The organism is Rhodococcus artemisiae, assembly GCF_036327795.1.
GTDB classification, from domain to species: domain Bacteria; phylum Actinomycetota; class Actinomycetes; order Mycobacteriales; family Mycobacteriaceae; genus Rhodococcus; species Rhodococcus artemisiae.
The window spans coordinates 107,017-130,768 of the sequence record NZ_JAUTXY010000006.1 but is presented as its reverse complement, the minus strand read 5'-3'; the positions used below and the strand labels follow the sequence as shown (position 1 = coordinate 130,768).

At 65.3% G+C, this 23,752-nt stretch carries 19 protein-coding genes and 1 pseudogene; 11 read left to right on the top strand and 9 right to left on the bottom strand.

Annotated elements, in window-relative coordinates:
- Positions 1-5 precede the first annotated feature (5 nt).
- From Q7514_RS14920 to Q7514_RS14905, 4 genes are read right to left on the bottom strand one after another with little or no spacing between them, the layout of a single operon-like run.
- Complete coding sequence (locus Q7514_RS14920) at positions 6-1,196, bottom strand: lipid-transfer protein (protein WP_330134052.1); 1,191 nt, start codon at positions 1,194-1,196, stop codon at positions 6-8.
- 60 nt (positions 1,197-1,256) lie between these two features.
- Positions 1,257-2,420, bottom strand: coding sequence for a thiolase family protein (locus tag Q7514_RS14915; protein ID WP_330134051.1), 1,164 nt, complete (start codon positions 2,418-2,420; stop codon positions 1,257-1,259).
- A gap of 29 nt (positions 2,421-2,449) precedes the next feature.
- Positions 2,450-3,604, bottom strand: coding sequence for an acyl-CoA dehydrogenase family protein (locus tag Q7514_RS14910; RefSeq protein ID WP_330134050.1), 1,155 nt, complete (start codon positions 3,602-3,604; stop codon positions 2,450-2,452).
- A 58-nt stretch (positions 3,605-3,662) separates the two neighbouring features.
- Entirely contained in the window at positions 3,663-4,466 is an 804-nt protein-coding gene (locus Q7514_RS14905) for an SDR family NAD(P)-dependent oxidoreductase (protein WP_330134049.1), read from the bottom strand.
- A gap of 668 nt (positions 4,467-5,134) precedes the next feature.
- Here Q7514_RS14905 and Q7514_RS14900 point away from each other — a divergent pair.
- The 3 genes and pseudogenes from Q7514_RS14900 to Q7514_RS33200 form a co-directional block, all read left to right on the top strand.
- Positions 5,135-6,487, top strand: a complete 1,353-nt coding sequence (locus Q7514_RS14900; RefSeq protein WP_408016098.1) for an MFS transporter — start codon at positions 5,135-5,137, stop codon at positions 6,485-6,487.
- A complete protein-coding gene (locus tag Q7514_RS14895) occupies positions 6,480-8,183 on the top strand; it encodes a class I adenylate-forming enzyme family protein (RefSeq protein WP_330134048.1) in 1,704 nt (567 codons plus the stop codon). The genes Q7514_RS14900 and Q7514_RS14895 overlap by 8 nt, the downstream gene beginning before the upstream one ends.
- Positions 8,184-8,294: 111 nt before the next feature.
- Positions 8,295-9,635: pseudogene (locus tag Q7514_RS33200) on the top strand (TetR family transcriptional regulator); the annotation flags it as partial.
- 176 nt (positions 9,636-9,811) lie between these two features.
- On the opposite strand, the gene Q7514_RS14880 reads toward Q7514_RS33200, so the two are convergent.
- Positions 9,812-10,216, bottom strand: coding sequence for a universal stress protein (locus Q7514_RS14880; protein WP_330134255.1), 405 nt, complete (start codon positions 10,214-10,216; stop codon positions 9,812-9,814).
- Positions 10,217-10,387: 171 nt separating this feature from the next.
- On the opposite strand from Q7514_RS14880, the gene Q7514_RS14875 reads away from it, so the two are divergent.
- The 4 genes from Q7514_RS14875 to Q7514_RS14860 all read left to right on the top strand — a co-directional run bounded on the left by Q7514_RS14875 (position 10,388) and on the right by Q7514_RS14860 (position 14,751).
- Positions 10,388-11,389 carry a Bug family tripartite tricarboxylate transporter substrate binding protein gene (locus tag Q7514_RS14875; RefSeq protein WP_330134047.1) on the top strand — a complete coding sequence of 334 codons (1,002 nt, stop codon included), beginning with the start codon at positions 10,388-10,390 and terminating at the stop codon, positions 11,387-11,389.
- The gene (locus Q7514_RS14870) at positions 11,386-11,928 is read left to right on the top strand and encodes a tripartite tricarboxylate transporter TctB family protein (RefSeq protein ID WP_330134046.1); all 543 of its coding nucleotides are present in this window, start codon (positions 11,386-11,388) and stop codon (positions 11,926-11,928) included. Before Q7514_RS14875 ends, Q7514_RS14870 begins: the two co-directional genes overlap by 4 nt.
- Positions 11,928-13,433 carry a tripartite tricarboxylate transporter permease gene (locus Q7514_RS14865; RefSeq protein ID WP_330134045.1) on the top strand — a complete coding sequence of 502 codons (1,506 nt, stop codon included), beginning with the start codon at positions 11,928-11,930 and terminating at the stop codon, positions 13,431-13,433. The genes Q7514_RS14870 and Q7514_RS14865 overlap by 1 nt, the downstream gene beginning before the upstream one ends.
- Positions 13,434-13,677: 244 nt before the next feature.
- The gene (locus Q7514_RS14860) at positions 13,678-14,751 is read left to right on the top strand and encodes a tellurite resistance/C4-dicarboxylate transporter family protein (protein ID WP_330134044.1); all 1,074 of its coding nucleotides are present in this window, start codon (positions 13,678-13,680) and stop codon (positions 14,749-14,751) included.
- Between the two features lie 80 nt (positions 14,752-14,831).
- On the opposite strand, the gene Q7514_RS14855 is transcribed toward Q7514_RS14860, so the two are convergent.
- The 3 genes from Q7514_RS14855 to Q7514_RS14845 are packed head-to-tail and all read right to left on the bottom strand — an operon-like array spanning position 14,832 to position 17,105.
- Positions 14,832-15,308, bottom strand: a complete 477-nt coding sequence (locus tag Q7514_RS14855) for an SRPBCC family protein (RefSeq protein WP_408016097.1) — start codon at positions 15,306-15,308, stop codon at positions 14,832-14,834.
- Positions 15,309-15,347: 39 nt separating this feature from the next.
- Complete coding sequence (locus Q7514_RS14850) at positions 15,348-15,845, bottom strand: DUF3830 family protein (protein ID WP_330134042.1); 498 nt, start codon at positions 15,843-15,845, stop codon at positions 15,348-15,350.
- A gap of 18 nt (positions 15,846-15,863) precedes the next feature.
- Positions 15,864-17,105: an aspartate aminotransferase family protein gene (locus tag Q7514_RS14845; RefSeq protein ID WP_330134040.1), complete on the bottom strand. Its 1,242-nt coding sequence runs from the start codon at positions 17,103-17,105 to the stop codon at positions 15,864-15,866.
- 111 nt (positions 17,106-17,216) lie between these two features.
- Here Q7514_RS14845 and Q7514_RS14840 point away from each other — a divergent pair, with 111 nt between their 5' ends.
- The 4 genes from Q7514_RS14840 to Q7514_RS14825 are packed head-to-tail and all read left to right on the top strand — an operon-like array spanning position 17,217 to position 23,387.
- On the top strand, positions 17,217-18,704 hold the full coding sequence (locus Q7514_RS14840; RefSeq protein WP_330134039.1) for an NAD-dependent succinate-semialdehyde dehydrogenase: 1,488 nt from the start codon (positions 17,217-17,219) through the stop codon (positions 18,702-18,704).
- A 60-nt stretch (positions 18,705-18,764) separates the two neighbouring features.
- Entirely contained in the window at positions 18,765-19,565 is an 801-nt protein-coding gene (locus tag Q7514_RS14835) for a hypothetical protein (protein ID WP_330134038.1), read from the top strand.
- Between the two features lie 4 nt (positions 19,566-19,569).
- Positions 19,570-20,883, top strand: a complete 1,314-nt coding sequence (locus Q7514_RS14830) for an alpha/beta hydrolase (RefSeq protein WP_330134037.1) — start codon at positions 19,570-19,572, stop codon at positions 20,881-20,883.
- Positions 20,884-20,921: 38 nt separating this feature from the next.
- Positions 20,922-23,387, top strand: a complete 2,466-nt coding sequence (locus Q7514_RS14825) for a bifunctional lysylphosphatidylglycerol flippase/synthetase MprF (protein WP_408016104.1) — start codon at positions 20,922-20,924, stop codon at positions 23,385-23,387.
- Between the two features lie 26 nt (positions 23,388-23,413).
- On the opposite strand, the gene Q7514_RS14820 is transcribed toward Q7514_RS14825, so the two are convergent.
- On the bottom strand, positions 23,414-23,695 hold the full coding sequence (locus Q7514_RS14820; protein WP_330134035.1) for a DUF4193 domain-containing protein: 282 nt from the start codon (positions 23,693-23,695) through the stop codon (positions 23,414-23,416).
- Positions 23,696-23,752 lie beyond the last annotated feature (57 nt).

Genomic DNA, 23,752 nt, shown 5'->3' with positions numbered 1-23,752 from the left:
ACAGGTCAGGAGACCTTCTCGTACAGCGTGACGACGCCGGCCCCGCCGAGGCCGAGGTTGTGCTGGAGGGCGAGGGTGGCGCCGTCCACCTGACGGTTGCCCGCAGTGCCGCGCAGCTGCCAGACGAGCTCGGTGCACTGAGCCAGTCCGGTGGCTCCGAGTGGGTGGCCCTTCGACATCAGGCCGCCGCTGGGGTTGATGACGACCCGACCCTCGTAGGTGTTGTCACCGGCGAGCACGAATTTTTCCGAGCCGCCCTCCTCGACCAGGCCGAGTGCCTCGTAGCAGAGCACCTCGTTGACGGTGAAGCAGTCGTGCAGTTCGACGACCTTGATGTCGGAGGGGTCGACACCGGCCTTCTCGTAGACGGCTTTCGAAGCCCGCGCAGTCATGTCGGAGCCGACGATCTTGAACATGTCGTCGTCCTCGAACACACTCGGCCGGTCCGTCGTCAGCTCCTGTGCGGCGATCGCCACGGTCGGGGTGAGTCCGTGCTTGCGGGCGAACTCGTCGCTGCACACGATGGCAGCACCGGCGCCACAGGTGGGCGGGCACGCCTGCAGGCGAGTGACCGGGCCGTAGAGGGGCTTGGAATTCATGACCTCGTCGAGGGTGATCGGATCACGGAAGACGGCATACGGGTTGTTCGCGGCGTGCATGCGGGATTTGACCGCCACCCGGGCGAAGATCTCCGGGTCCATGCCGTATCGGTCGAGGTACGCCTGTCCAGCGGCGCCGAAGTACTGCATGGCCATCGACGGGTTGTCTCTGTCCACACCGAAGGTGCGGTCGAGTACCTCGATGTGGCGGCCCATCGGGGCGGGACGATCGTCCCACTGGTTGAGGAGTGCGCCGGGGCGCATCTGCTCGAACCCGACGGCCAATGCGCATTCCACCGCGCCCGACTCGACGGCCTGGCGTGCCAACCACAGCGCCGACGAACCGGTCGCGCAGTTGTTGTTGACGTTGACGATCGGGATTCCGGTCATGCCGACCATGTAGATCGCCCGCTGTCCACTGGTCGAATCACCGTAGACGTATCCGGCGTACGCCTGCTCGATTGTCTCGAATGCCAGATCGGCATCCGCGAGCGCTGCCCGGATGGCTCCCGCACCCATCTCGAAGTAGGGGTCACTGCGGCCGGGCTTGGTGAAGGGGACCATTCCCACGCCGGCGACAAGTACTCTGCGACTCATTTCGACTCCATCAGTTGTGTTGACTGTTCTACGCTTTGCGATTCCGTGGTCAGCTGCCGGTCAGAGCAGTTCGAGCACCGTCCCGTTGGCCATCCCGCCGCCCTCGCACATCGACTGCAGGCCGTACCGGATTCCGTTGTCGCGCATGTGATGGACCATGGTGGTCATCAGCCGGGCCCCGGAACCGCCGACGGGGTGACCGATCGCCATCGCGCCACCGTTGGGATTCATCCGCTCGTAGTCGGCGCCGGTCGCCTTCAGCCAGCCCAGAGTGACCGCCGCGAATGCCTCGTTGATCTCGAACGTGCCGATATCGCCGAGCGTCAGGCCCGAACGTCTCAGTGCCAGTGCGGTTGCCGGGATCGGCCCCTTGAGGATGCTCACCGGATCCGTGCCGGTGACCACCGCGGTGTGGATGCGCGCCATCGGCGTCCACCCGTTGACACTGGCGATCTCACTGGTAGTGACCAGCAGTGCGGCAGCGCCGTCGGAGACCTGAGAGGCGTTGCCGGCCGTGATCTCGGTGCTCTCGAACGCCACCGGCAGGCCTGCGAGCCGGTCGAGTGTGCCACTGCGGCGGATACCCTCGTCGGTGTCGAACAGGCGCTCGGCGCCGTCGGCGTCCCGCACTTTCAGTGGGGTGATCTGTCCGGCGAACCGGCCCGCGTCGACGGCCGCGGCCGCACGGGCGTGCGAGTCGAGACCATGCTGGTCCATCTCGGTCCGGCTGATCCCGAACTCGTCGGCGATCATCTGGGCACCCTTGCCCTGGTCGAACCGGGTGATGCCGTAGCGGTCGAAGACGAGGGGGCCGTGCATCGGGCCGTAGTCGCCGGCGCGGGCGGCGGCTCCGAGTGGGACGACACTCATCATCTCCACGCCCCCGGCGATCGCGACGTCGTACTGACCGGACATGACCCCGGCGGCGGCCTGGTGGACGGCCTGCTGGGACGAACCGCACTGCCGATCGACCGTGACGCCGGGTACGTGCTCCGGCCACCCGGCAGCGAGCACCGCGGAGCGCCCTATACACCCGGCCTGCATCCCGAGTGTGCCGACACAACCCCAGATGACATCGTCCACCAGCGCGGGATCCAGCGCCGTGCGTTCGGCGAGTGAGTTCAGGACGTGAGCGGAAAGGGTGACCGCGTGCATCCCGGACAGGGCGCCGTTGCGTTTGCCGACCGGGGTTCGCACGGCATCGACGATGACGGCATCGCGCATGAGAAACTCCTGGGAGAGAAGGGATTCGGTTACAGGCCCATGTCCTTGGCGACGATGGTTTTCATGACCTCGCTGGTGCCGCCGTAGATGCGCGAGACCCGGGTGTCGGCGTAGAGTCGCGCGATCGGGTACTCGAGGATGTAGCCGTAGCCGCCGTGTAGCTGCAGGCACTTGTCGATGACGCGGCCGGCCGTCTCGGTGCAGAACAGCTTGATCCGGGCAGCGTCGGCGGCGGTGAGCTCGCCGGTGTCGTCGAGTTCGAGTCCCTTGTCCACCAGGGCCTGCGCGGCCGAGACCTCGGTCTCACACTCGGCGAGCACGAACTTGGTGTTCTGGAAGGACGCGACCGGCTTGCCGAACACGTGCCGCCCCTGGACGTAATCCTTCGCGAACTCGATCGCCGCGACGGCCATCGAGGTCTGGCCGACACCGATCGACAGCCGCTCGCGCGGCAGGTTCTGACCGAGGTAGGAGAATCCCTGATCCTGCTTGCCGAGCAGGTTCTCGACGGGCACCTTGATGTCGGTGAAGGAGATCTCGTTGGTGTCGGATGCCTTCATACCGATCTTGTCGAGCTTGCGCCCGAACTCGAACCCGGGGCTGTCTGTCGGGACGACCAACAGGCTCAGGCCGAAGCGACGGTCCTCGTTGGGAGCGGACGTGCGCGCGACGACGACGCACAGTTCCGAGTTGCGTGCGCCGGTGATGAAGGTCTTGGCGCCGTTGAGGATGTAGTGGGTGCCGTCCTCGGAGAGTGTCGCGGTGGTCTTGATGCCGGCGAGATCGGAGCCGGTGCCGGGCTCGGTCATGGCAATGCACAGCATCGTCTCGCCCGAGGCCACACCGGGCAACCAACGCTGTCTCTGTTCCGCATCGGCCAGGCGCAGCAGATAGGGCAGAACGATGCCGATACTTACGGTGTAGTGGCCGAAGGCGACTGCCGCGCGGTTGACTTCTTCCTGCATGACGGCCTGGAACTTGAAGCTGGTGGGTCCGGCGCCGCCGTACTCCTCGGGGATGTCGAAGCTGGTGGCGCCGAGCTCGGCGAGCTTGTTGAAGAGTTCGCGGGGAACCTGGTTCGCCTTCTCCCATTCCGGGTAGTGGGGAGTGACCTCTTTGGCGATGAACGTCCGGATGGTCTCTCGAAACGCCTCGTGGTCGGCGTTGTAGACGGTGCGCTTCATGTCTGTGCTCCTGGGTATGTGGTGATGCGGGGGGCGGCGGAGATGAGGACGGTCGCGGTCAGACGCGGCCGGCGTCGACGACAAGGCATTGGCTGTTGACGTAGTCCGATTCGGGAGTACACAGCAGGTACACCGCGCCGGCGGCCTCCGCCGGCGTGCCGCCACGACCGAACGGGATCATCGTCGACGCGGCGGCCATCCGTTGCGGGTTGACGCCGACGCGGATCTCGCGGCCGTCGATCTTCAGGGTCGTGTTGGCGTCGGCCGTCACCTCGGTCATTCTCGTGACGATCAGCCCGAACGCCACGGCGTTGACGTTGACCTTGTACCGCCCCCACTCCTTGGCGAGGGTCTTGGTCAGTCCGAGCAGTCCGGCCTTGGCCGCGCCGTAGTTGGCCTGTCCGGCGTTGCCGTAGTAGCCCGACACGGAGGAAATGTTGACCACCTTGCGGTGGTACTCGGTGGGATTGGCCTTGATGAATGGCTGTGCGGCACGCAGGATACGGAAGGGCGCCTTGAGATTGACGTCCAAGATGGTGTCCCACTGCTCGTCGGTCATCTTCTGGATCACCGAGTCCCAGGTGTAGCCGGCGTTGTTGACAATGATGTCCAGGCTGCCGAACGTCTCGGTGGCGGTAGCGACAAACCGTTCGGCGAATCCCTCTTCTGAGACCGAACCCAGGCAGGTCACCGCCTGCCCGCCGGCCTCCTTGATGTCCCGTTCGGTCTGCGCGGCCGGCTCGGGATCGAGGTCGTTGATCACCACGGCCGCACCCTCATGGGCGAGCTTGAGCGCGATTTCTCGGCCGATCCCTCGCCCCGACCCGGAAACCACGGCGACCTTACCCTCCAGATTTCCCATGCCATTGCCCTTTCTGGTGGATTGCCATGAGGTGGAAAATGATTCACGACTTCAGTCGTCTCGGAAGCGGAGCCTTCCGCAGCCTTCGAGCTGGGACTCCGCTCACTCTGCAGACATTCTGTGATTACTCTCAATTCACTTCTAATCCCTGAATGCCTGGCTGTCAAGCACTGTGGACATCTAGGTATTGGGAATCTCGGTGCCGAAATCTTCACACTTCCGGTGGCGTGGGGCGTCGCCGCACACCCGGCCACGCAGGCGCGACCGCCACGCGGCGCACCGAAGGAAAGTGACCCTTGACACATCAGGAGATATAGTCAAAAGTGAATACGCAGTAATCGACAGACACCGACGTTCCCCACAACCGGAGCCATCGCCCAGGCGATCGACCGGATGATCACCTCTCCCGAGGCGGGAGTCATCGACTTGGATAGTGCTGGCGTTGCTACAACACCTTTCGTGCGCTCGACCTCGTCCGACCCGGACACATCACGATCACGGCCGAATACCCATCAGGTGTTCCTCGCGCGCTGATGACGCGAATCAGCCGTCAGTCAGGCCACTCACCGCCGCACCGAGGCGTCCCCTCAGGCTCCCACCGACACCAGTCCGTCCTGCCCGCCGCTCAACATGGTTGTTCATCATGCCCTCCCTCGAAGGATCCGCCAGTGACAACACACGAAGACACACAAGACCCCACCGTCGGAGCCGGGCAGCCGAGCTCCGCTTCGCCCTCACCACTCGTATCGGGCAGGCGCGCCTGGGGACTGACCTCACTTCTGGTACTCCTGACCGTCATCAACTGGGGCGACAAGGCCGTGCTGGGCATCATCGCGCAGCCACTGTCCAACGAACTCGGCCTGACCGCGTCGCAGATCGGATTGGTCGGCAGCCTGTTCTTCCTCACCTTCACCATCGGCGGCTTCTTCTCCGGTGCCATCGCCAGAGTGACAACGCTACGGTGGGCACTCGCGGTGCTGGTACTCCTCTGGTCCGCAGCAATGCTGCCGATGGTGATCACCGCAAGCTTCGCAGTGCTCATCGCGAGCCGGATGCTCCTCGGACTCGCAGAGGGGCCCAGCGGACCGCTCTCGCACACCGCAGCCTTCTCCTGGCATCCGCCGGCCAAACGAGGACTCCCGGGCGCGCTGCTTGCGGGATCGGCGTCGTTGGCAAAGATCGCGGTCGCACCCGCGCTCGCCCTGGTCACGGTCACCTGGGGTTGGCGGGCGGCGTTGGTGTGCATGGCGGTGGTAGGAATCCTGTGGTGCCTGGTGTGGTTGCCGTCCTGGTCGGTCGGGCCCTATATCCGCAGTGAAAAGGACTCCAACTCGGCGGGCGCCGCGGCAGGAGCCGACGCCCCTGCCGTGCCGTGGATTCACATCTTCCGGACCCGAACATTCATCAGCTGCATGATGCTGGTGATGTCGATCTACGCACTCGTCGCGATCGTGCTGACCTGGCTGCCCTCGTACTTCGAAGTGGGACTGGGCTACAGCAGGTTGCAAGCCGGCTCCATGTTCGCCTTCCCCAGTATTGCGGGCCTGATCCTGATGCTGCTCCTGTCCTCGACCGGTGATCGGCTCACCTCGCGGGGAGCCACCTCACGACTGATTCGCATCATCGTTCCCTCGATCGGCGTACTCATCAGCGGCGCAATTCTGGTGTTCCTGCCGTCTGTGTCGACGCCCGCCCTCGCCGTAGCAATCATCTCGATCGGCTACGGGTTCCTCGCATCGGGCTATCCGCTGGTGATTGCGTCCATCTCCGAGATCTGCCCGCCTCGGCAAACAGCCGGAACGCTGGGAGTGTTCATGGCGATGATGGGCATCGGCGGCCTCATCGGCCCATACATCACCGGACGGATCGTCGACGCCGCAGCAACCCCGGCCGCCGGCTACGCCACCGCCTTCCAAGCGTTCGGAGTGGTCGCCGTGGTCTTCGCAGTCGGTACCCTGATCTTCGCCGACCCCGAACGAGACCGAGCCGTCATCCGAAATGCGGTGGGCAGCAATGGTTGAGCGAATGAATCCCCACCGCATATCCGACTGCGGCGAACTTCCCATGTCGTACCCCGAGGTCGGGTTGGACGCCGTCCTGGCCGGTGCGGCCGCCTCGTACGGTGACCGCGTCGGGCTCGCAGACGGCACGAGGGAACTGACCTTCACGGATATTCACGACAGAGCGATCCGAGTTGCCTCAGGACTCCGTGCGCGCGGCATCGGCAACGGCGACCACGTCGCGATCGCGATGCCGAACAACTTGTGGTTCCCCGTCGTCTACCTCGGGACGGTCCTGGCCGGGGCCACCGCGTGCACGGTCAACCCTGTGGCACCCACGCAAGCGATCGAGGAACAATTCGAGGAGGTCGACCCGGCGGGGTTGTTCGTCCACCCACTGTCGGGCCCGGAACCGTTGGCTGCCAGGACACCCAGCATCGGTTTGACCGTCCGAGTGCCCGGCGAGCCGTCGGTCGACGACAAAGAAGTCGAGGTAGCGCACTCGAACGAGATGATCTCTCTGGCCGAGCTGATGAGCGACGATCCGGTACCTCTGCCGAGATGTCGCCCGGAGTGGATCGCACATCTTCAGTTCACCGGCGGCACCACCGGAAAATCGAAGGCGGTGCGCATCACACACCGAAATATCCTCGCCAACATGATTCAGCTGGCCGCCTGCCGGAGCGGTACGGTCGCCGGACTGGACGAGCACGGACGAGTGCGCCTACGACTCCACACGGGGGCACAGCACCGATACAGCGATCTACCGGGAACGGGCGTGGCCCTGCACATCGCACCCAACTTTCACGGGGCCGGGCTCAACGGACTGCTCGGCAACATTTTCACCGGCACCACGACGGTGTTGATGGGCCGGTTCGAACCCGAAGCGTACGCGGAGGCCATCACCCGGCATCAGGTGACGAAGGTCGGTGGTGTGCCGTCGATGTTCCACAGCATCGTCAACCTCCCACGGCTGCACGAACACGACTTCAGATCGGTGCTGACCATCTCTTTCGGCGCCGCCCCGACCGACACCACGACGCTGCAAAGGATCCATGACGTGTTCTCGAACGCGCGGGTATGTGAGGGGTACGGGCTCAGCGAAGCAACGTGCTACCTCACAATGCAGCCCATGCACCCCGATTGCCCGTCGCCAATGGGAAGCGTCGGGGTTCCCTTGCCCGACACCGGGATCGATATCCGGGACCCCCACACGGCAGAACCGCTGCCCGAGGGCAGGATCGGCGAGATCTGGGCCCAGGGGCCGCAGGTGACGGACGGGTACCACCGTGCAGCGGAACAGACGGAAGAGCAGTTCGTCGACGGATGGCTCCGCACCGGCGATCTCGGGCACATCGACGCCGACGGCAACCTGTTCATCGACGGCCGTGCAAAGGACATGCTGATCTACAAGGGCTACAACATCTATCCCGTCCATCTCGAGGAAATCTTGTCGGCCCATCCCGCGGTGGACGAATGCGCCGTGGTCGGGGTCGAGAGCCCCGGTGTTGGGCAGTTGCCCGTCGCCTTCGTCATCCGGGCGGCCGGATACGCGCAGGACACGGGGCTGGCCGACGAACTCGCCGGGTTCGTCGCGGCCCGGGTGGCACCCCACCAGCGGATCCGGGAAGTCAGGTTCGTGACCGCGTTCCCGATGAGCCCGGTGGGGAAGATCCTCAAGCGCACACTGGCATCGTCCGCCGGGCCTCCTGCATAGAACTGTTGATAACTATCAAACCGTGAGGAGAGGACGATGGTGATGCCTATACATATAGGTTTGTGAATGAGTTGTAACGTGTATTGGTATACACGTCGGAAGGGGTGGGTAATGGTCGAGCGTAGACCACGTGACCGCAAGCAGCAGATCCTGGCGGCTGCGAGCGAACTGTTTCGTGAGCGGGGATACCACAACGTCGCAGTATCTGACGTCACCACCAAGGTGAGCATCACCGCCTCCGCGCTCTACCGTCACTACCGGAACAAGAACGACCTGCTCTACCACACAGTCCTGGCCGGCATCGACGACCTACAGGACACCATCGACGGCTCGCCTGATCTGATGTCATTACTGGCCGCGCTGTCCGCGACATCGGTCAGGCGGCGCGGGCTTCCGCTACTGTGGCAGCGCGAGGCGCGTTACCTACAGGACGAACAGCGAGCCTTCTTGCGTAAGCGATTGAGCATCATCGTCTCGCAGGTCTTCGACACGGTCTATGCCCAACGGCCGGCACTCCCCGAGGCTGACTGCCGACTGGTGGCGTTCTCGATCCTCGCGGTGTTCAGTAGCTCGTCCAGTCACCGAATCGTCATGTCCCAAAAGCGAATGGAACCGCTCATGCTCGATCTCGCGACCCGAGTGGCGCTGTGCCCCCTCGGCTCCGAGGTGGCCGACGAATCCGAGACACCGGTCGATGCCATCGAGATACCGGTGTCACGACGGGAACAGCTGCTGGCCGCAGCGATCCGGTTGTTCGACGACCGCGGGTACCGGACGGTCAACAACGAGGACATCGGCGAGGCCTGCGGCACGACAGGCCCGAACGTGTACAACCACTTCGACACGAAGCTGGATCTGCTGGTCACTGCCCTCACCCGCGGCTTCGACCGACGCGATCTCGCGGTACGACAGGCGCTATCGGGCGTCGTGAATCCGCAGGACACACTCGCCGAGCTCCTACGCGTGCACATTGCGTTCGCGCTCGAAGACGGGCACCTCGTCGGGCTGATGGCCACCGAACTGGGCGAACTCCCGGACAACGCTCGGAAAGCTTGCCTACAGGCGCAGCGGGACTACCTCCAGCTGTGGGTTCGGGCCCTGCTCGAGATCCTTCCGGATCTGGACACCGACGAGGCGCAATTCACCATCAGCGCCGCGTTGACGTTGATAGGCAATGCTGCCCGTGTCACCCAATTACACCGACGCCCCGATCTCGCCGACCGACTCACCGAGCTGTGTACGGCGTTACTGACGGGTGAGGAGAATTCTGCGGCGACACAGGCGGACCGGATGTCCGGGAGCACTCAATGTGCCGAATTGACCTGACAGCTGCGCGGCACCCCCGGTGTGCGGCAAGTCGCGTCTGCGGCTGAAGCGGGCGGAGTGGCCCTGCAACACAACATCGGACCCGGCGGCGCGGTGGTGGTCACCCGTATATCGGCATACCCGCCGACCCGAGCCCCTCGAGTCGTTCACACGACTCTGCAGGCGGTGTTCGATTCGGCGCGAGCATATTTCGATGGGCCGAAACGGAGGTGGGCCCAGCTCCGATCTGCTACGTCGGTCCGTCTCGGCCGAGGATCTCGGTTCCACGCAACCCGCCGGCAGCAACCGTCGCCGAGGTGCCGTCAGCTCTCGGGAGCCTTGACTGTGAGTACTGGTACAGGGCAGTCGAGCACAACCCTCTGCACAGTGCTACCGAGCAGGAACTTGCCCGTCGCTGAACGACGTCGCGATCCGAGAACCAGCATGTCGGAACCAGTTTCGGCGACGAGATCGACGAGCGCCCCCGCGACGTTGTGGCCGCGCCCCGCCGTGCGCAGAGTCCACGACACGTGTGTCCCGCCTTCGTTCAGGGCCGAGTCGACCCGACCGCGGATCTCGTCGACAAGATCAGGTGCAGGGGTGGTCTCGTCACCGTCTCCGACGTGGAGGACGAACAGTTCGGTGGTACGCAGGCTCGCCTCGGCGGCGGCCGCAAGCAACGCGGCCCTGCCTTCGGCACTGTCACTGTAGGCAACGGCGATGGTCATGTCGGCCTCCCGGATCGAATTGCTGGGCCAACTCTAACCGCAGAAGTTTCCCGATCATGACTACATCACCATGAGCGAAATGCGCATAATGACCATTACGAGCTTTCACGTGACACCGATCACTTCCGAGCTGCAGAATTGCGGGACTCACAGCGCCAGGGAAGGATGTACATGAAGCTCTCGCCTCCGGTCCGGTGGATCGTCGGAGTCGCGTGCGTGATCGCCCTGGTGGTAGCGGCGGGGATCAACGCGAGCCGGACCGGCTCGGGCGCCGATGCCCGCGCGAAACTGACATTGATCGCGCCCGCCGCCGCGGGCGGTGGATGGGATCTCGTCGCCCGCGAGGCCCAGCAGGCATTACGCACCGACCGCATCTCCAACAACGTGCAGGTCGTCAACATCCCCGGCGCCGCCGGCACCATCGGACTGTCGCAATTGACAGAACTCGGCGGAGAGAGCACCACGATGATGGTCACCGGCACCGTGATGCTCGGTGGCATCGCCCGCAACGACTCCCCCGTCGACCTGTCCGATACGACACCGATCGCCCGACTCGCCGAGGATTTCGAAGTCATTGTCGTACCAGAGAATTCACCGTTCCAGACGTTGGACGACATGATCGAGGCGTGGCGGGAGAACCCGGCAGCCATGCCGATCGGCGGCGGCTCGGCAGGCGGAATCGACCACATGGTCGCCGCGCTCCTCGCCCGCGAGGCCGGTATCGATCCCGCCGCAATCCGATACGCAGCCTATGCCGGAGGCGGAGAGCTCACCATCAACCTGCTCTCCACGGCCCCGGGCACCCCGGGCGTCGGGATCAGCGGCTACAACGACTTCCGCGACCTGCTGATCGACGGAAGGCTCCGCCCCCTCGTCGTGATCGCACCGGAGCGGTTGGAGGGCCTCGAGGCGCCGACGGCCGAGGAAGCGGGTTATCCGGCGGTGGACCTGGTGAACTGGCGCGGCCTCGTCGCACCCGCCGGGATCGAGGACAGCGAACAGCAGGAGCTGATCGACATCGTCGAAGAAATGATCGCGACCGAACACTGGCAGGCCGCAGTCGAACGGAACCGTTGGGAGGAATCCTTCTTGCCCGGAGACGAATTCGGCAGGTTCCTCGTCGAGGAACAACTGCGGGTGGATGCCATTCTCGAAGACTTGGAACTGTCATGACGACCGACGAGCACGACACCACACTCGAACCCGCACCTCGTCCAACGGGGAGATGGGTGGGCAAGAGCGCACTGATCATGCCGGCGTTGCTGGTGGTCGTCGGTCTGTTCCTGGTCTACGGCATAGTCGACATGGAGATCGCCGACGACTCGGAGATCTTCGGCCCCAGATCGTTTCCCGCGATCGCCGCGGCATTCTGTTTCGTGATCGCAGCGCTGCTGACAGTAAGCATCCTGCGGCACCCCGAGATCCCCGATGCACCCGTCGACGACAACGGACAACCGATCAGCGGTCCGGCAAGCAACTGGCGCGCCACAGGGATCACGATCGGTTCGTTCGTAGTGTTCACGGTGCTGCTCGTTCCGGCCGGATGGATCATCGCGGGTGCCGTCGTGTTCTGGGGCGTCACCGTGGGCCTGGGTAGCACCAAGTACGTGGCGAACCTGCTGATCGGACTGGCGTTGTCGTCGATCGTCCAATTGGTCTTCGGCGGACTACTCGGACTCACTCTTCCACCCGGTGTGATGGGACTGTTCTGATGGATTCGATACTCGGTCTGCTCGGGGGATTCGGCGACGTCCTCACCCCTGTGAGCCTGCTCTACGTTCTGGTCGGTGCACTGATCGGCACGGCCGTGGGCGTGCTGCCCGGTCTGGGATCGGCGATGGCGGTGGCACTGCTGCTGCCCGTGACCTTCACGCTCGACCCGCTGGCTGCCCTCGTGATGTTCGCCGGAATCTACTTCGGTGGCCTGTTCGGCGACGCGATCGCGGGCATCCTCATGAACACCCCAGGGAACTCGACGGCAATCGCCGGATCGATCGAGGGCCACCGCATGGCCAGACGAGGTCGCGCACCGCAGGCACTGGCGACCTCCGCGATCGGCGCGTTCATCGGCGGCATGATCGCCACCGTCCTCGTGGTGTTCTTCGCCCCCGCCCTTGCAGATCTCGCCACCAGCTTCGGTCCCGGCGAGTACTTCGCACTCGCGTTGTTCGCATTCATCGCGACATCGGTGGTGGTCTCCGACTCGGTGCTCAAGGGCATGGCAGCACTCCTGATCGGCCTGGTTCTCGCGATGATCGGAACCGACCAGGTCAGCGGTTCCCAACGATTCACGTTCGGCAATGTCGCGCTCTTCGACGGCGTGAGCATCGTCGTGATCACCGTGGCCATGCTCGCGGTAGGCGAGGTCATCCACGTCGCGTCGCGTATCGGTCGGCCCGACGACCGCAGTCTCATCTCCTCGAAGGGTCGGCCCTTCCTGACGCGCTCCGAGTTCCGCGAGGCACTTCCCGCGTGGTTGCGCGGCACGGCGTTCGGCGTTCCGTTCGGTGTCATACCGGCCGGAGGCGCCGAAGTCCCGACGTTCCTCGCATACGGAGCCGAACAGCGACTCGACCGTCGACGCAAGACCCCGATGTTCGGCAAGGGCGCGATTCGCGGTGTCGCCGGTCCAGAGGCGGCGGGCAACGCGACGGCAGGCACCGCGATGGGTGCACTGCTCGCTCTCGGCCTCCCCACGTCCGCGACGGCAGCGATGCTGCTCGCTGCATTCCAGCAGTACGGAATCCAACCGGGACCCTTGTTGTTCACGCGCAACGCCGACCTCGTGTGGGCCCTGATGGCCAGCCTGTTCATCGGCATGGTCGTGCTACTGATCCTGAATCTGCCGTTCGCACCGCTGTGGGCGAAGCTGCTCAATATCCCCCGCGAGTATCTCTATGCCGGCATCTCGATGTTCGCGTGTTTCGGTGTCTACGCGGCGAGTGCGTCCATCATCGACGTCGCCTTCATGGTGGTGCTCGGCATCGTAGGTTTCGGCATGCGCCGCTACGGCGTCCCGCTGGCACCTGTGCTCATCGCGGTCATTCTCGGCCCGCTCGCCGAGTCATCGCTGCGCGCTGCCATGAACAATTCGCAGAACAACCCGCTCACGCTGATCAGCACCCCGATCACGATCACCCTCTACACGCTGCTCGCGCTGGTCATCGGGATCAGCGCCTACAACAAGCTGCGCGTGCGCCAGAGTATGGACCTGTAACCGGTGGGAACACGCAGTATCGAACTGTTCGGAGACGTCGGCGAACAAGCCCCGATCATCCCGGCAACAGGGCATTGATACGCGGCAATCGGGGGCTGGACACCCTACGCGGCCCGCACTGGACCCGGTGAGGGTAGCCGGGCCACATGGTTCGTAAGCAAGATTCGGTTGCCTGCCTCGGAAATGCCTCCTGCTGTACGTATTCTGCTATTGGCTACACGGATCGTCTGTCAGCATCAGGTCCGTGAAGAAGATTCTGACGTACATCCACACGATGCCTCCGTCGGTGTTCGCCTTCGTCATGGCCACGGGTGTCGTGTCCGTCGGCATGCACGCGGTCGACCGGAATCTTGTCTCCCTCGTTCTTTGGGTGTGCGCCGGCGCCGGCTGGTTGACGCTTCTGCTGCTGCTCTGTGTGCGAACGGTGACGGCCCCGGACCGCTTACGCACCGATCTCGGTGATCCGCACCGTGCCTTCGGCTTCTTCACACTGGTGGCGGGCACCTGCGTGGTCGGCATCCGGTTCGCGGTCGCGGATCTACTGGGGTGGGCCGTGGCGCTGTGGCTCTTCGGTCTCGCGCTGTGGCTCGTCCTCGGGTACGCGGTGCCGTGGCTCGTCGTGCTGCGCGACCACCACCTGGGAAGAACTGCGGCCGCGGAAGATACCCCCGGCGCAGACCCGGACCTCATCCGTGACATCGACGGCACATGGTTCGTCTGGGTGGTTGCGATGCAATCGGTTGCCGTCCTGGCTGCGATGCTGCAGCCGCACCTGAACGGCACACGCGACCTGGTTGCCGTCGTTGCCGTCATCGGCTGGGGTGCAGGACTCGGTCTCTATGCGGTGGTGGGCGCGGCCCTCGTCGTGCGGGTTCTGCGGTACGGGGTCCCTGTGAACGAGCTCGGGCCCTCTTTCTGGGTGGTGATGGGCGCGTTGGCGATCTCGACGCTGGCCTCCGGGCATCTGCATGCGATGGCACCGACGAGTCCTGCAGCAAGTGCCGTGCACGGGGCGGCAGGTGGCGCCGCCCTCGCGCTGTGGGGCTTCGCGACGTGGCTCGTTCCCGGCTTGCTGCTGATGGGTACCTGGCGTCACCTGCGGCGCCACGTCACGATCCGCTATACGACCGAGCTGTGGGCCATGGTCTTCCCCATGGGGGTCTACTCGGTGGCGAGCACGACCGTCGGCGGCACGCTACGCATCCCACTCATCGACGATGTCGGGCGTGTATTCATCTGGGTTGCACTCACCGCGTGGGTGTGTGTCGCGGTGGATTTCCTGGTGCGGCAAACTATCTCACGGACCAACGTCGAATAGGGTCGCCGCCGGGAGCTCGCGGATGCACGCCTTCTCGTTCGAAGCACGCGAGAGCCGGATCACGCGACCGACGCGGAGCGTCAGCCCTCGAGGATCCGCTTGATCGCGGCGAGCGTCGTGGGGATCCCCTCGCGAGCAGCCTGCTCCCGCTCCGCGATCTCCCGCTGAGCCTCGGAGCCGAAGCGCTTGTCGAAGAATTCCCTCCCGCCCTCGCCGAACTCCCACGTCTCCGTCAACTCCGTGCCGTCGTCCGTGGACGTGATGAGATAGGCCCAGCGCACCACGCCGGGACCGACCGACCACGCGAACTCCCGGCCCGGATCAGCGACGACGACCTCCGAACGCGTCTCCCAGGTGCGGTCCGGGGTCACGTTCCGCCCGGTGAAGTAGGCACCCGCCTCCGGTCCTTGTCCCTCGTCCCACCAGCACTGGGCGCACACCGGCGACCACTCCCCGGTCCGGGTCACATCCGACACCAACGCGTACACCTCCTCCGGAGTTGCGCGCACGACGACAGAGGACTGGAGGGTCAGAGGCACGGTCTGCATGGGCCCCATCTTGCCTGCTCCCACACGGGGCTGGCAGGGTGACCCGGCCTACGTCGCTCGGGCGAAGGTCAGCGTCTCCCCCACTACCCCCTGGATCCACAGGTCGTTACATGCCACCGCGAGCTCGGGTAGCCCGTCATCGATGGTCGCGAACACGTTTCCCGGCACCCATCCGACGTCACCGTTGATCAGCAGGTTGTTGCGGCCGTAGAACAGCGCCAGGTCGGTGGCGCCCTGCTCGTGGTGGGCCTCCGATCCCGGTTCGTACCCGTACGCCGGGTTACCGATCTCCCACGGTTCGAAATCGAACAGGCACACGTCACCGGGAATGGGTGTCACCGTGGGATTTTCACGGTGTGGCGCCATCTCGATCCGCGGGACGAGCGTATAGAGCTCGTTGCGTGCGTATTTCGCGTGGAACGCAGCGCCGCTCTGCGGTAGGGCGTTCCATACCGCCTCACAGGTGAGCGGCGCCTCCGCGTCGAGGAGTCTTGCGCGGCAGGAGATGCCACGCTTGTCGAGCGTGATCGTGATGAAGCGGGTCACAGAACCTCCTGGACGCGATCAGACTTCGTCGAGCACCTCGGACCAGATTCCGAGGCCGTCCTCGATCTGGTCGGACGTGACGATGAGCGGCGGAATCATTCGTACGACATTCATGTACGCGCCGCACATCAGGAGCAACAGCCCCTTGCTTGCCGCGAGTTTCTGCGCAGCTGCTGCGCGTTCGCGATCGGGTTCGCCGTCTGCTGTGACGAACTCACTGCCCACCAACAGCCCCAGGCCTCGCACATCACCCACGGCATCGGTCGCCCGGGAGCGCGCACCCGCGAGCAGTTCGGCCCCGCGCGCCGCGGCGTTCTCGACGAGGCCTTCCTTCTCGATGACGTCGAGGGTCGCGACGGCCGCCGCACACGACACGGCATTGGCGCCGTAGGTCCCGCCCTGGGATCCGGGCCATGCCTTGGCCATGAGCTCTTCGGATGCCGCGATACCGGACAGGGGGAACCCGCTGGCGAGGCCCTTCGCGATGGTGATCACGTCGGGCCGGGTGTCGAAGTGCTGGTGTCCGAAGAACTTTCCGGTGCGCCCGAATCCGGTCTGGATCTCATCGAAGACGAGAAGGATTCCGTGCCGGTCTGCACGCTCACGCAGGCCTTGGAAGAAGCGGGTGTTACCCGGGACGTAACCACCTTCACCGAGAACGGGTTCGACGATGAACGCCGCGGTTTCGGCCGGTGAGGTGACCGTCGCGAAGAGGTAGTCGAGTTCTTTGAGGGCGAAATCGGTGGCCTGCTCCTCGGTCCATCCGTAGCGGTAGGCGTTGGGGAACGGCGCGATGTGCACGCCACCCATCAGGGGGCTGAACCCCGCGGAGAATCGTGTGCCGGAGGTGGTCATCGACGCGGCGGCGACGGTGCGGCCGTGGAATCCTCCGTGGAACACGATCACGTTGGGGCGTCCGGTGGCCTGGCGGGCGAGGCGCAGCGCGGCCTCGACCGCCTCACTCCCCGAGTTCGCGAAGAACAGTGAGTCGAGGCCCTCGGGCAGGACGGCGCCGAGCCTTTCGGTGAGTTCGAGCAGGGGTTTGTGCATGACGGTCGTGTACTGGCCGTGTATCAGCGAGCCGATCTGACGCTGTGCCGCTTCTACGACGTGCGGATGGCAGTGACCGGTGCTGGTGACACCGATTCCCGCCGTGAAGTCGAGATATCTGCGTCCGTCGGTGCCGTAGATGTAGCTGCCGGCGGCGTGGTCGACGGTGACGGGCGTGGCTTGCTGAAGCAATGGAGACAGTCGAGTCATGACAACCCTCCCGGGTTAGGCGACCGAGTTCGAATCCCAATCCTATTGTTGGATTGTTGACAATATGCATAACATGGACGGAGGCCGAAGGCAACGGACGAAAGGCATGCCATGCCCGATCAGGCGGTCACTCAGAACGACAAGCTCAGCCCGAACGAAGACGCAGCCATCCGCACGGTCCCGACGGGCCTCTTCATAGACGGGCGATGGCAGGACGCCGACCGCACGATGCCCGTCGTCGATCCGTCCACCGAACGGGAGTTGTGCTCGGTCGCCGACGCGAGTCCCGCCGACGGGATGCGCGCTCTCGACGCCGCGGCGGCGGCCCAGGATTCGTGGGCGCAGACGTCACCGCGTGAACGCTCGACGATCCTCGCGGACGCGTATCGGCTCATGATCGAGAACGTCGATCGGCTCGCGCTGATCATGACGCTCGAGATGGGTAAGCCGCTTGCCGAGGCACGCGGCGAGGTCAGCTACGCGGCCGAGTTCTTCCGCTGGTTCGCCGAGGAAGCCGTCCGCATCGACGGCGGCTACATGCAGGCCCCCGCGGGCGGATCGAGGTTTCTCGTGACCCGGCAGCCGGTGGGCCCGACCCTGCTCATCACCCCGTGGAATTTCCCGATGGCGATGGGCACCCGCAAGATCGGCCCGGCCATCGCCGCCGGCTGCGCGAGCGTGATCAAGCCGGCGTCGCAGACCCCGCTGTCGATACTCGCCCTCGCCGACCTGCTCAGCGAGGCGGGACTTCCGCCCGGGGTCGTCAACGTCGTCACCACGTCGCAGTCCGACGATGTGATGGCCCCACTGATCCTCGATCCGCGCTCGCGCAAGTTGTCGTTCACGGGATCGACGGGAGTCGGCAAACACCTGCTCGAACTGTGTGCGCGCACCGTCATGCGCACCTCGATGGAGCTCGGCGGCAACGCCCCGTTCCTCGTGTTCGACGATGCGGATCTCGACGCCGCCGTCGACGGCGCGATGGCCGCGAAGATGCGCAACATCGGGCAGGCCTGCACCGCCGCGAACCGTATTCTCGTCCAGCGCGGTGTTGCTGAGGAATTCACGAAGCGTCTCACCGAACGCATGTCCGAGCTGCCGATGGGTCGCGGTGTCGAGGACGGGGTGGTCGTCGGGCCGCTCATCAACCGCGCCGCCGTCGACAAGGTCGGCGAGCTCATCGCCGACGCCGTCGCCCGCGGCGCGACCGTCGCCCTCGGCGGCACCCCGGTCGACCGACCCGGATACTTCTATCCGGCATCGGTGCTCACCGACGTCGCCGACGACGCGCAGATGTGCCACACCGAGATCTTCGGCCCGGTCGCGGCGATCAGTACTTTCGAGACCGAAGACGAAGCGATCCGACGTGCCAACGACACCCCCTTCGGGCTCGTGTCCTACGTCTACACCGAGAATCTGCGACGAGGGCTGCGCGTGTGCGAAGCGCTCGAAGCCGGGATGGTGGGGCTGAATCAGGGAGTGGTCTCCAACCCTGCCGCACCCTTCGGCGGGATCAAGGAGTCCGGTCTCGGGCGCGAAGGCGGCTTCACAGGAATCGACGAGTTCCTCGAAACCAAGTACATCGGCGTGGCGCTGTAGCCGTACGGAACTGCAGTCGTTCGGCGCGCACGAGGAGCGGCTCCCTGGCAGGATCGCTCCATGCTGGCCACGACGGTGGCGCGGTTCCGCGCCGAGTTGAACACCCACCCGGTGGGCCGCGCCCTCGAGCGCATTCTGGTGGGGCTCGGGCGCATCGAACTCGTCGACCGCTCGATGACGCTCGCTGCGCAGCTGTTCACCTCGGTGCTTCCCGTCATCATGGCCGCGTCGGTCCTCGTCGACACGTCCGCGATCCGGGAGACGCTCCTCGACCCGTTCGGAGTCGATCCCGATGTACTCGTCCAGGACGGGTTCGAGGTGACGTCGGAAGCAGCGGCGTTCGGCGCTGTGGGCTTGCTGATGGTCCTCATCAGCGGCACATCGTTCGCACGTGCACTCGGCAGGGTGTACGGGAAGATCTGGGACACGCCCGTGCTGCGCCTGTCCCACGCGTGGCGGTGGTGCGCGGTTCTGCTTCTGGTAGCGGCATCCGCACTGCTCACCGGGCTGATTCACCAGCTCGGTTCACCGGTTTTCGCAGTGATCGCCCAGTGGTGCATGTGGGTCTGCGTGTGGACGGCGTGCCCCACGCTACTGACGTCGGGCCTCGTTCCCACTCGTGTCCTGGTCGCGACAGGCGTTCTCACCGCCACTCTCCTGACCGCGGTCAGCATCGGAGGACGGGTCGCGCTGCCCCACGTCACTGCCAGTTCCGAAGCACACTTCGGGACGCTCGGGATCGTGTTCACGATGGTCGGATACTTGTTCGTCGTCGCGATTGTGCTCGTGGCGTCGCCGGTGATCGTCCAGGCGCTCATTGGTGACAACGACTCCGGAGACGTCGAGACCCATCCATACTGAGTCGGTGTCCTGGTCCGGGATCGCCGACCCAGTGCTGGATCTGCCGCTGACCACGAGTGCAGCGGCGATCACTTTCACCGTTGCTGCTGTCGCCGGGCTCGGCGTGCTCGCCATCCGGCGAAGCCGGCGGTGGCTGCTCCTCTTGCCGGTACTGGGACTGTGTGCGCTGGCGGTGACCGTGATCGCCGCGGTTGTCGTCGAGAAGCTGTGGCGGCCGTTCCCCGACCGCCTCCCGACGACGGTCTACGTGTGGGCCGGGCTCGCGCTCCTCGCCCTCGCGCTGCTCGCCGGCCGGTGGTTCTGCCGCGATCGCAAGGACCGCCATGTCCTCGCGGGATGCGGGCTGATCGCCGCGTGGCTCGTGGTGACGGTGGCGGCCGCCGCGCAGATCAATGCCGTGTACGACGAATACCCGACCGTCCGCGCCGCACTGGGAGTGAGCGACTATCGGACCGTGCCCTTCGACGAGCTTGCTCGAGTGGAAACGGTCCCGAGCGACACATGGTCGCCACCGCCCGATATGCCATCCACCGGCGCCGTGACCACCACGCCGATACCCGGCGCGACCTCGGAGTTCGAGGCCCGCGCCGCGAACATCTACCTTCCGCCCGCCTACTTCGCCGATCCCCGCCCGGAACTGCCCGTCCTGGTGTTGTTGGCGGGACAGCCCGGCAGTACCGAGGACTGGCTCGTCGGAGGTCGGCTCACGCAGACCATGGATGCCTTCGCAGCCGAGCACAGCGGACTCACACCGATCGTGGTGCTCGCCGACGGAACCGGCAGCGAGTTCGCAAACCCGATGTGCGTCGATTCGCGTCTCGGCAACGTCGCAACATACCTGTCGGTCGACGTCCCGGAGTGGGTGCGCAGCAACCTCCAGGTCGACGCCGACCCGCGGGCGTGGGCGATCGGAGGCCTGTCGTACGGCGGCACATGCGCACTCCAACTCGCGACACTTCGACCGGACGTTTATCCGACCTTCCTCGACATATCCGGGCAGGCCGAACCGACCCTCGGCGACCGCGACCAGACGATCGACGAGCTATTCGGTGGCGACGAAGCGGCTTATGCGCGGATCGATCCCGCCGACCTGCTCGCTCACGAACGCTTCCCCGATTCCGCAGGGGCGTTCGTGGTCGGGCTCGACGACACCGAGTATCGGTCCGGAGTCGAACAACTCGCCGCCGCCGCGAAGGCAGCCGGAATGGATGTCCACCTCACCGAAGTACCCGGCGGCCACAGCTTCGAAGTATGGTCCGCCGGGTTGGAGAAGGAGCTACCGTGGCTGAGCCAGCGACTCGGACTCGTCGGCCCGTGAGACAGCGCCGTCGGACTGTGCTCACGCGCGGCACATCGATGCTGCGCCGCGCCCCCGTGACGCTCGGGTTGCTGGCAGGCCTCTGGATTCTGGCGGCGGCGACGGGAAGCGTCCTGCACGGGCCGTCACGAGACGTCGCGCACAACGTCTCACTCGGGATCGCGAGCTTCTCGGACGGACATGCCTGGGTGCTGTGGACATCCGGGTTGTTCGCGTCGCGGCTCTCGGAGTATCTCCTCGCGACGGTCGTGATCGTGGCAGTCGCGGCTCCGGTCGAGAACATCAGTGGGAGTGGACGGTTCGCGGTGAGCGCGGTCGCGACCCAGGGGGCGGGCGCAGCAGCGGCCCTGGCCCTGGCGCAGATCGCCTCGATGGTTCCGAACGCGTGGGGCCTCGAGCTGCACGGCCACCTGATCGAAGATCCCCTTCCCTGGGTGATCGGCACGTTGCTGGCCGCCACCGCCGCGATGCCGACACTGTGGCGACGACGAATCCGCATGGTCACAGTGGTCTTCCTGGTCACCACCGCGCTGTTCGCCGGACACCTGCAGGACCTGACGCGTCTGTGCGCGGCCCTCGCCGGGCTGGCGCTGGGACCGATCCTCTTCCGCGACCGCACGCACACGACAACACTCGGCGGCACCATCAGGGAACAACGCACACTTGTCGCACTCGTCGTCGCGGCCAGTGTGCTCGGACCGATGCTGGCGGCGTTCTCCCCGCACGCCATCGGACCGCTGTCGGCGCTGCGTGAACTGTTCGGCCAGGTTCCCTACACTGCCCGGGAACTCGTGGACGTGTGCGCCGATCCCACTCTGCAGGGTGAGTGTCGCAAGGGACAGCAGGCCCTTCGACTGTCAGGATTCGGTCCGGTGGTCGCGAATCTGATGCCGGCCGTGGTGCTGCTCGTGGGGGCAGAGGGGCTCCGGCGGGGGCGGCGGGCGGCATGGCTGCTCGTGACGTGGGGTCATGCGGCCCTGATCGCGGCGGCCGCAGCGAGCATCATCGTGCGGATCACAGAACGCGACGAGGCGCGGTCGCTGGTGTACGGAGTGCACCGACACGGTTCGCTGTACCAGGAACTGGCGCCGCTGTCGGCACTCCTCGCTGTGCTCATCGTGCTTCTGGCAACACATCGGTTGTTCGACGTACGCGCACCTCGCGGCACGTACCGGCACGTGTTTCTCACTACCGTCGCGGCAGCTGCAGTCGCCCTGGTCGTCTATGTCGCAGTGGGAAGCCTCCTCGCCGACGGCTTCGACCGCGACTCCGGACCGGTGACGCTACTACGCGATTTCCCTCACCGGCTGGTGCCACCGGTGTACCTGCAGTTGTTCGATCCGCCGGTGCTCCCGTCGACCACGCCCGCGACCGTGCTGTTCGAATGGGTGGGTGTCGCCGTGTGGATCGTGTTTGCCGTGTTGATGCTCCGAAGTTTCATGGTGCCCGTGCTGGGCCACTCCCCTGCCGACGAACAACGAGTGCGTGCATTGCTGCGGTCGCCGGGCGGAGATTCGCTGTCGTGGATGATCACGTGGCCGGGCAACAGCTACTGGTTCAGCGACAACGGCGCGCATACGATCGCGTATCGCGTGCATTCGGGCGTCGCCCTGACCACCGGCGGCCCTGTCGGTGATCCGGCCACGCGGGCCGGCGCGGTCGACGCCTTCGCCGCCTATTGCCAGCGCAACGGGTGGACACCGTGTTTCTACTCGGTGGGCGAGGATCTCGCGGTGATCGCGCGCGAGCACGGTTGGGGTTGTGTACAGATCGCGGAGGAAACGATGATCGACCTGCCCGATCTTGCATTCAAGGGCAAGAAATTCCAGGACGTGCGCACCTCGCTCAACCGCGCAGCCAAGCAGGGAATCGAGGCACGCTGGACCACCTTCGCGGAGGCACCCCTGTCCGTCACCTCTCGGATCGTGGAGATCTCGGAGGAATGGGTCGCCGACAAGGGCCTCCCCGAAATGGGGTTCACTCTCGGGGGTCTCGACGAGCTGAAGGACCCCGAGGTACGTCTGCTGGTGGCGCTCGACGCCGACGAGCACGTCCACGGAGTCACTTCGTGGATGCCCGTGTTCCGCGACGGCGAGCTCGTAGGTCTCACGCTCGATTTCATGCGGCGGCATTCCGACGGGTTTCCGCCGGCGATGGAGTTCCTCATCGCATCGGCCGCGCTCTCCGCCCAGGAGGACGGCCTCGAGTTCCTGAGCCTGTCCGGTGCCCCGCTCGCCAGTGCCGCGGACGCATCCGACGGCGACGATCGCGGGGCACTCGACGACCTGCTCGACCTGCTCGGGCACACCCTCGAGCCGGTGTACGGGTTCCGATCGCTGCTGGCGTTCAAAGCCAAGTTCCAGCCCCGCTATCGCCCCATGTACATGGTGTTCCCCGACTCCACTGCACTGCCGGGAATCGGGATGGCGGTCAGCCACGCGTACCTGCCGAACATGTCGTTCGAGCAGGGACGGCAGCTCATGTCCCGGATACTGCAGCGCTGACGACTACAGCACCGGAACCTGAACTCTCAGGCGCAGTCCATGCAGATGTTCTCTGCCGGATCAGCCATGCGATTGCGGTGCTGAACGAGAAAGCAACGCGTGCAGGTGAATTCGTCTGCCTGACGAGGAACGACGCGAACCGTCAGCTCTTCACCCGACAGGTCTGCGCCGGGCAGCTCGAACGATTCGGCCGTATCGGATTCCTCGACGTCCGCGACCGCGGCCTGCGCGGTATTGCGGCCGGGGCCCAGGATGTCGAGCGATTCCTCGTTCTGTTCGACCCGGGGGCGGTCGTAGTCGGTTGCCATGGGCTCCTCCCATTCGTGGACTTCTGGCGGCTATACCAGGGCTTGGTTGACCGATGG

What these genes read in the sequence shown, in the direction of transcription:
- Q7514_RS14920 (WP_330134052.1), bottom strand. Translation starts at nt 1,196, where the DNA reads ATGAGTCGCAGAGTACTTGTCGCCGGCGTGGGAATGGTCCCCTTCACC.
- Q7514_RS14840 (WP_330134039.1), top strand. Translation starts at nt 17,217, where the DNA reads ATGCCCGATCAGGCGGTCACTCAGAACGACAAGCTCAGCCCGAACGAA.
- Q7514_RS14915 (WP_330134051.1), bottom strand. Translation starts at nt 2,420, where the DNA reads ATGCGCGATGCCGTCATCGTCGATGCCGTGCGAACCCCGGTCGGCAAA.
- Q7514_RS14835 (WP_330134038.1), top strand. Translation starts at nt 18,765, where the DNA reads ATGCTGGCCACGACGGTGGCGCGGTTCCGCGCCGAGTTGAACACCCAC.
- Q7514_RS14870 (WP_330134046.1), top strand. Translation starts at nt 11,386, where the DNA reads ATGACGACCGACGAGCACGACACCACACTCGAACCCGCACCTCGTCCA.
- Q7514_RS14880 (WP_330134255.1), bottom strand. Translation starts at nt 10,216, where the DNA reads ATGACCATCGCCGTTGCCTACAGTGACAGTGCCGAAGGCAGGGCCGCG.
- Q7514_RS14825 (WP_408016104.1), top strand. Translation starts at nt 20,922, where the DNA reads ATGCTGCGCCGCGCCCCCGTGACGCTCGGGTTGCTGGCAGGCCTCTGG.
- Q7514_RS14855 (WP_408016097.1), bottom strand. Translation starts at nt 15,308, where the DNA reads ATGGGGCCCATGCAGACCGTGCCTCTGACCCTCCAGTCCTCTGTCGTC.
- Q7514_RS14865 (WP_330134045.1), top strand. Translation starts at nt 11,928, where the DNA reads ATGGATTCGATACTCGGTCTGCTCGGGGGATTCGGCGACGTCCTCACC.
- Q7514_RS14875 (WP_330134047.1), top strand. Translation starts at nt 10,388, where the DNA reads ATGAAGCTCTCGCCTCCGGTCCGGTGGATCGTCGGAGTCGCGTGCGTG.
- Q7514_RS14910 (WP_330134050.1), bottom strand. Translation starts at nt 3,604, where the DNA reads ATGAAGCGCACCGTCTACAACGCCGACCACGAGGCGTTTCGAGAGACC.
- Q7514_RS14845 (WP_330134040.1), bottom strand. Translation starts at nt 17,105, where the DNA reads ATGACTCGACTGTCTCCATTGCTTCAGCAAGCCACGCCCGTCACCGTC.
- Q7514_RS14895 (WP_330134048.1), top strand. Translation starts at nt 6,480, where the DNA reads ATGGTTGAGCGAATGAATCCCCACCGCATATCCGACTGCGGCGAACTT.
- Q7514_RS14905 (WP_330134049.1), bottom strand. Translation starts at nt 4,466, where the DNA reads ATGGGAAATCTGGAGGGTAAGGTCGCCGTGGTTTCCGGGTCGGGGCGA.
- Q7514_RS14820 (WP_330134035.1), bottom strand. Translation starts at nt 23,695, where the DNA reads ATGGCAACCGACTACGACCGCCCCCGGGTCGAACAGAACGAGGAATCG.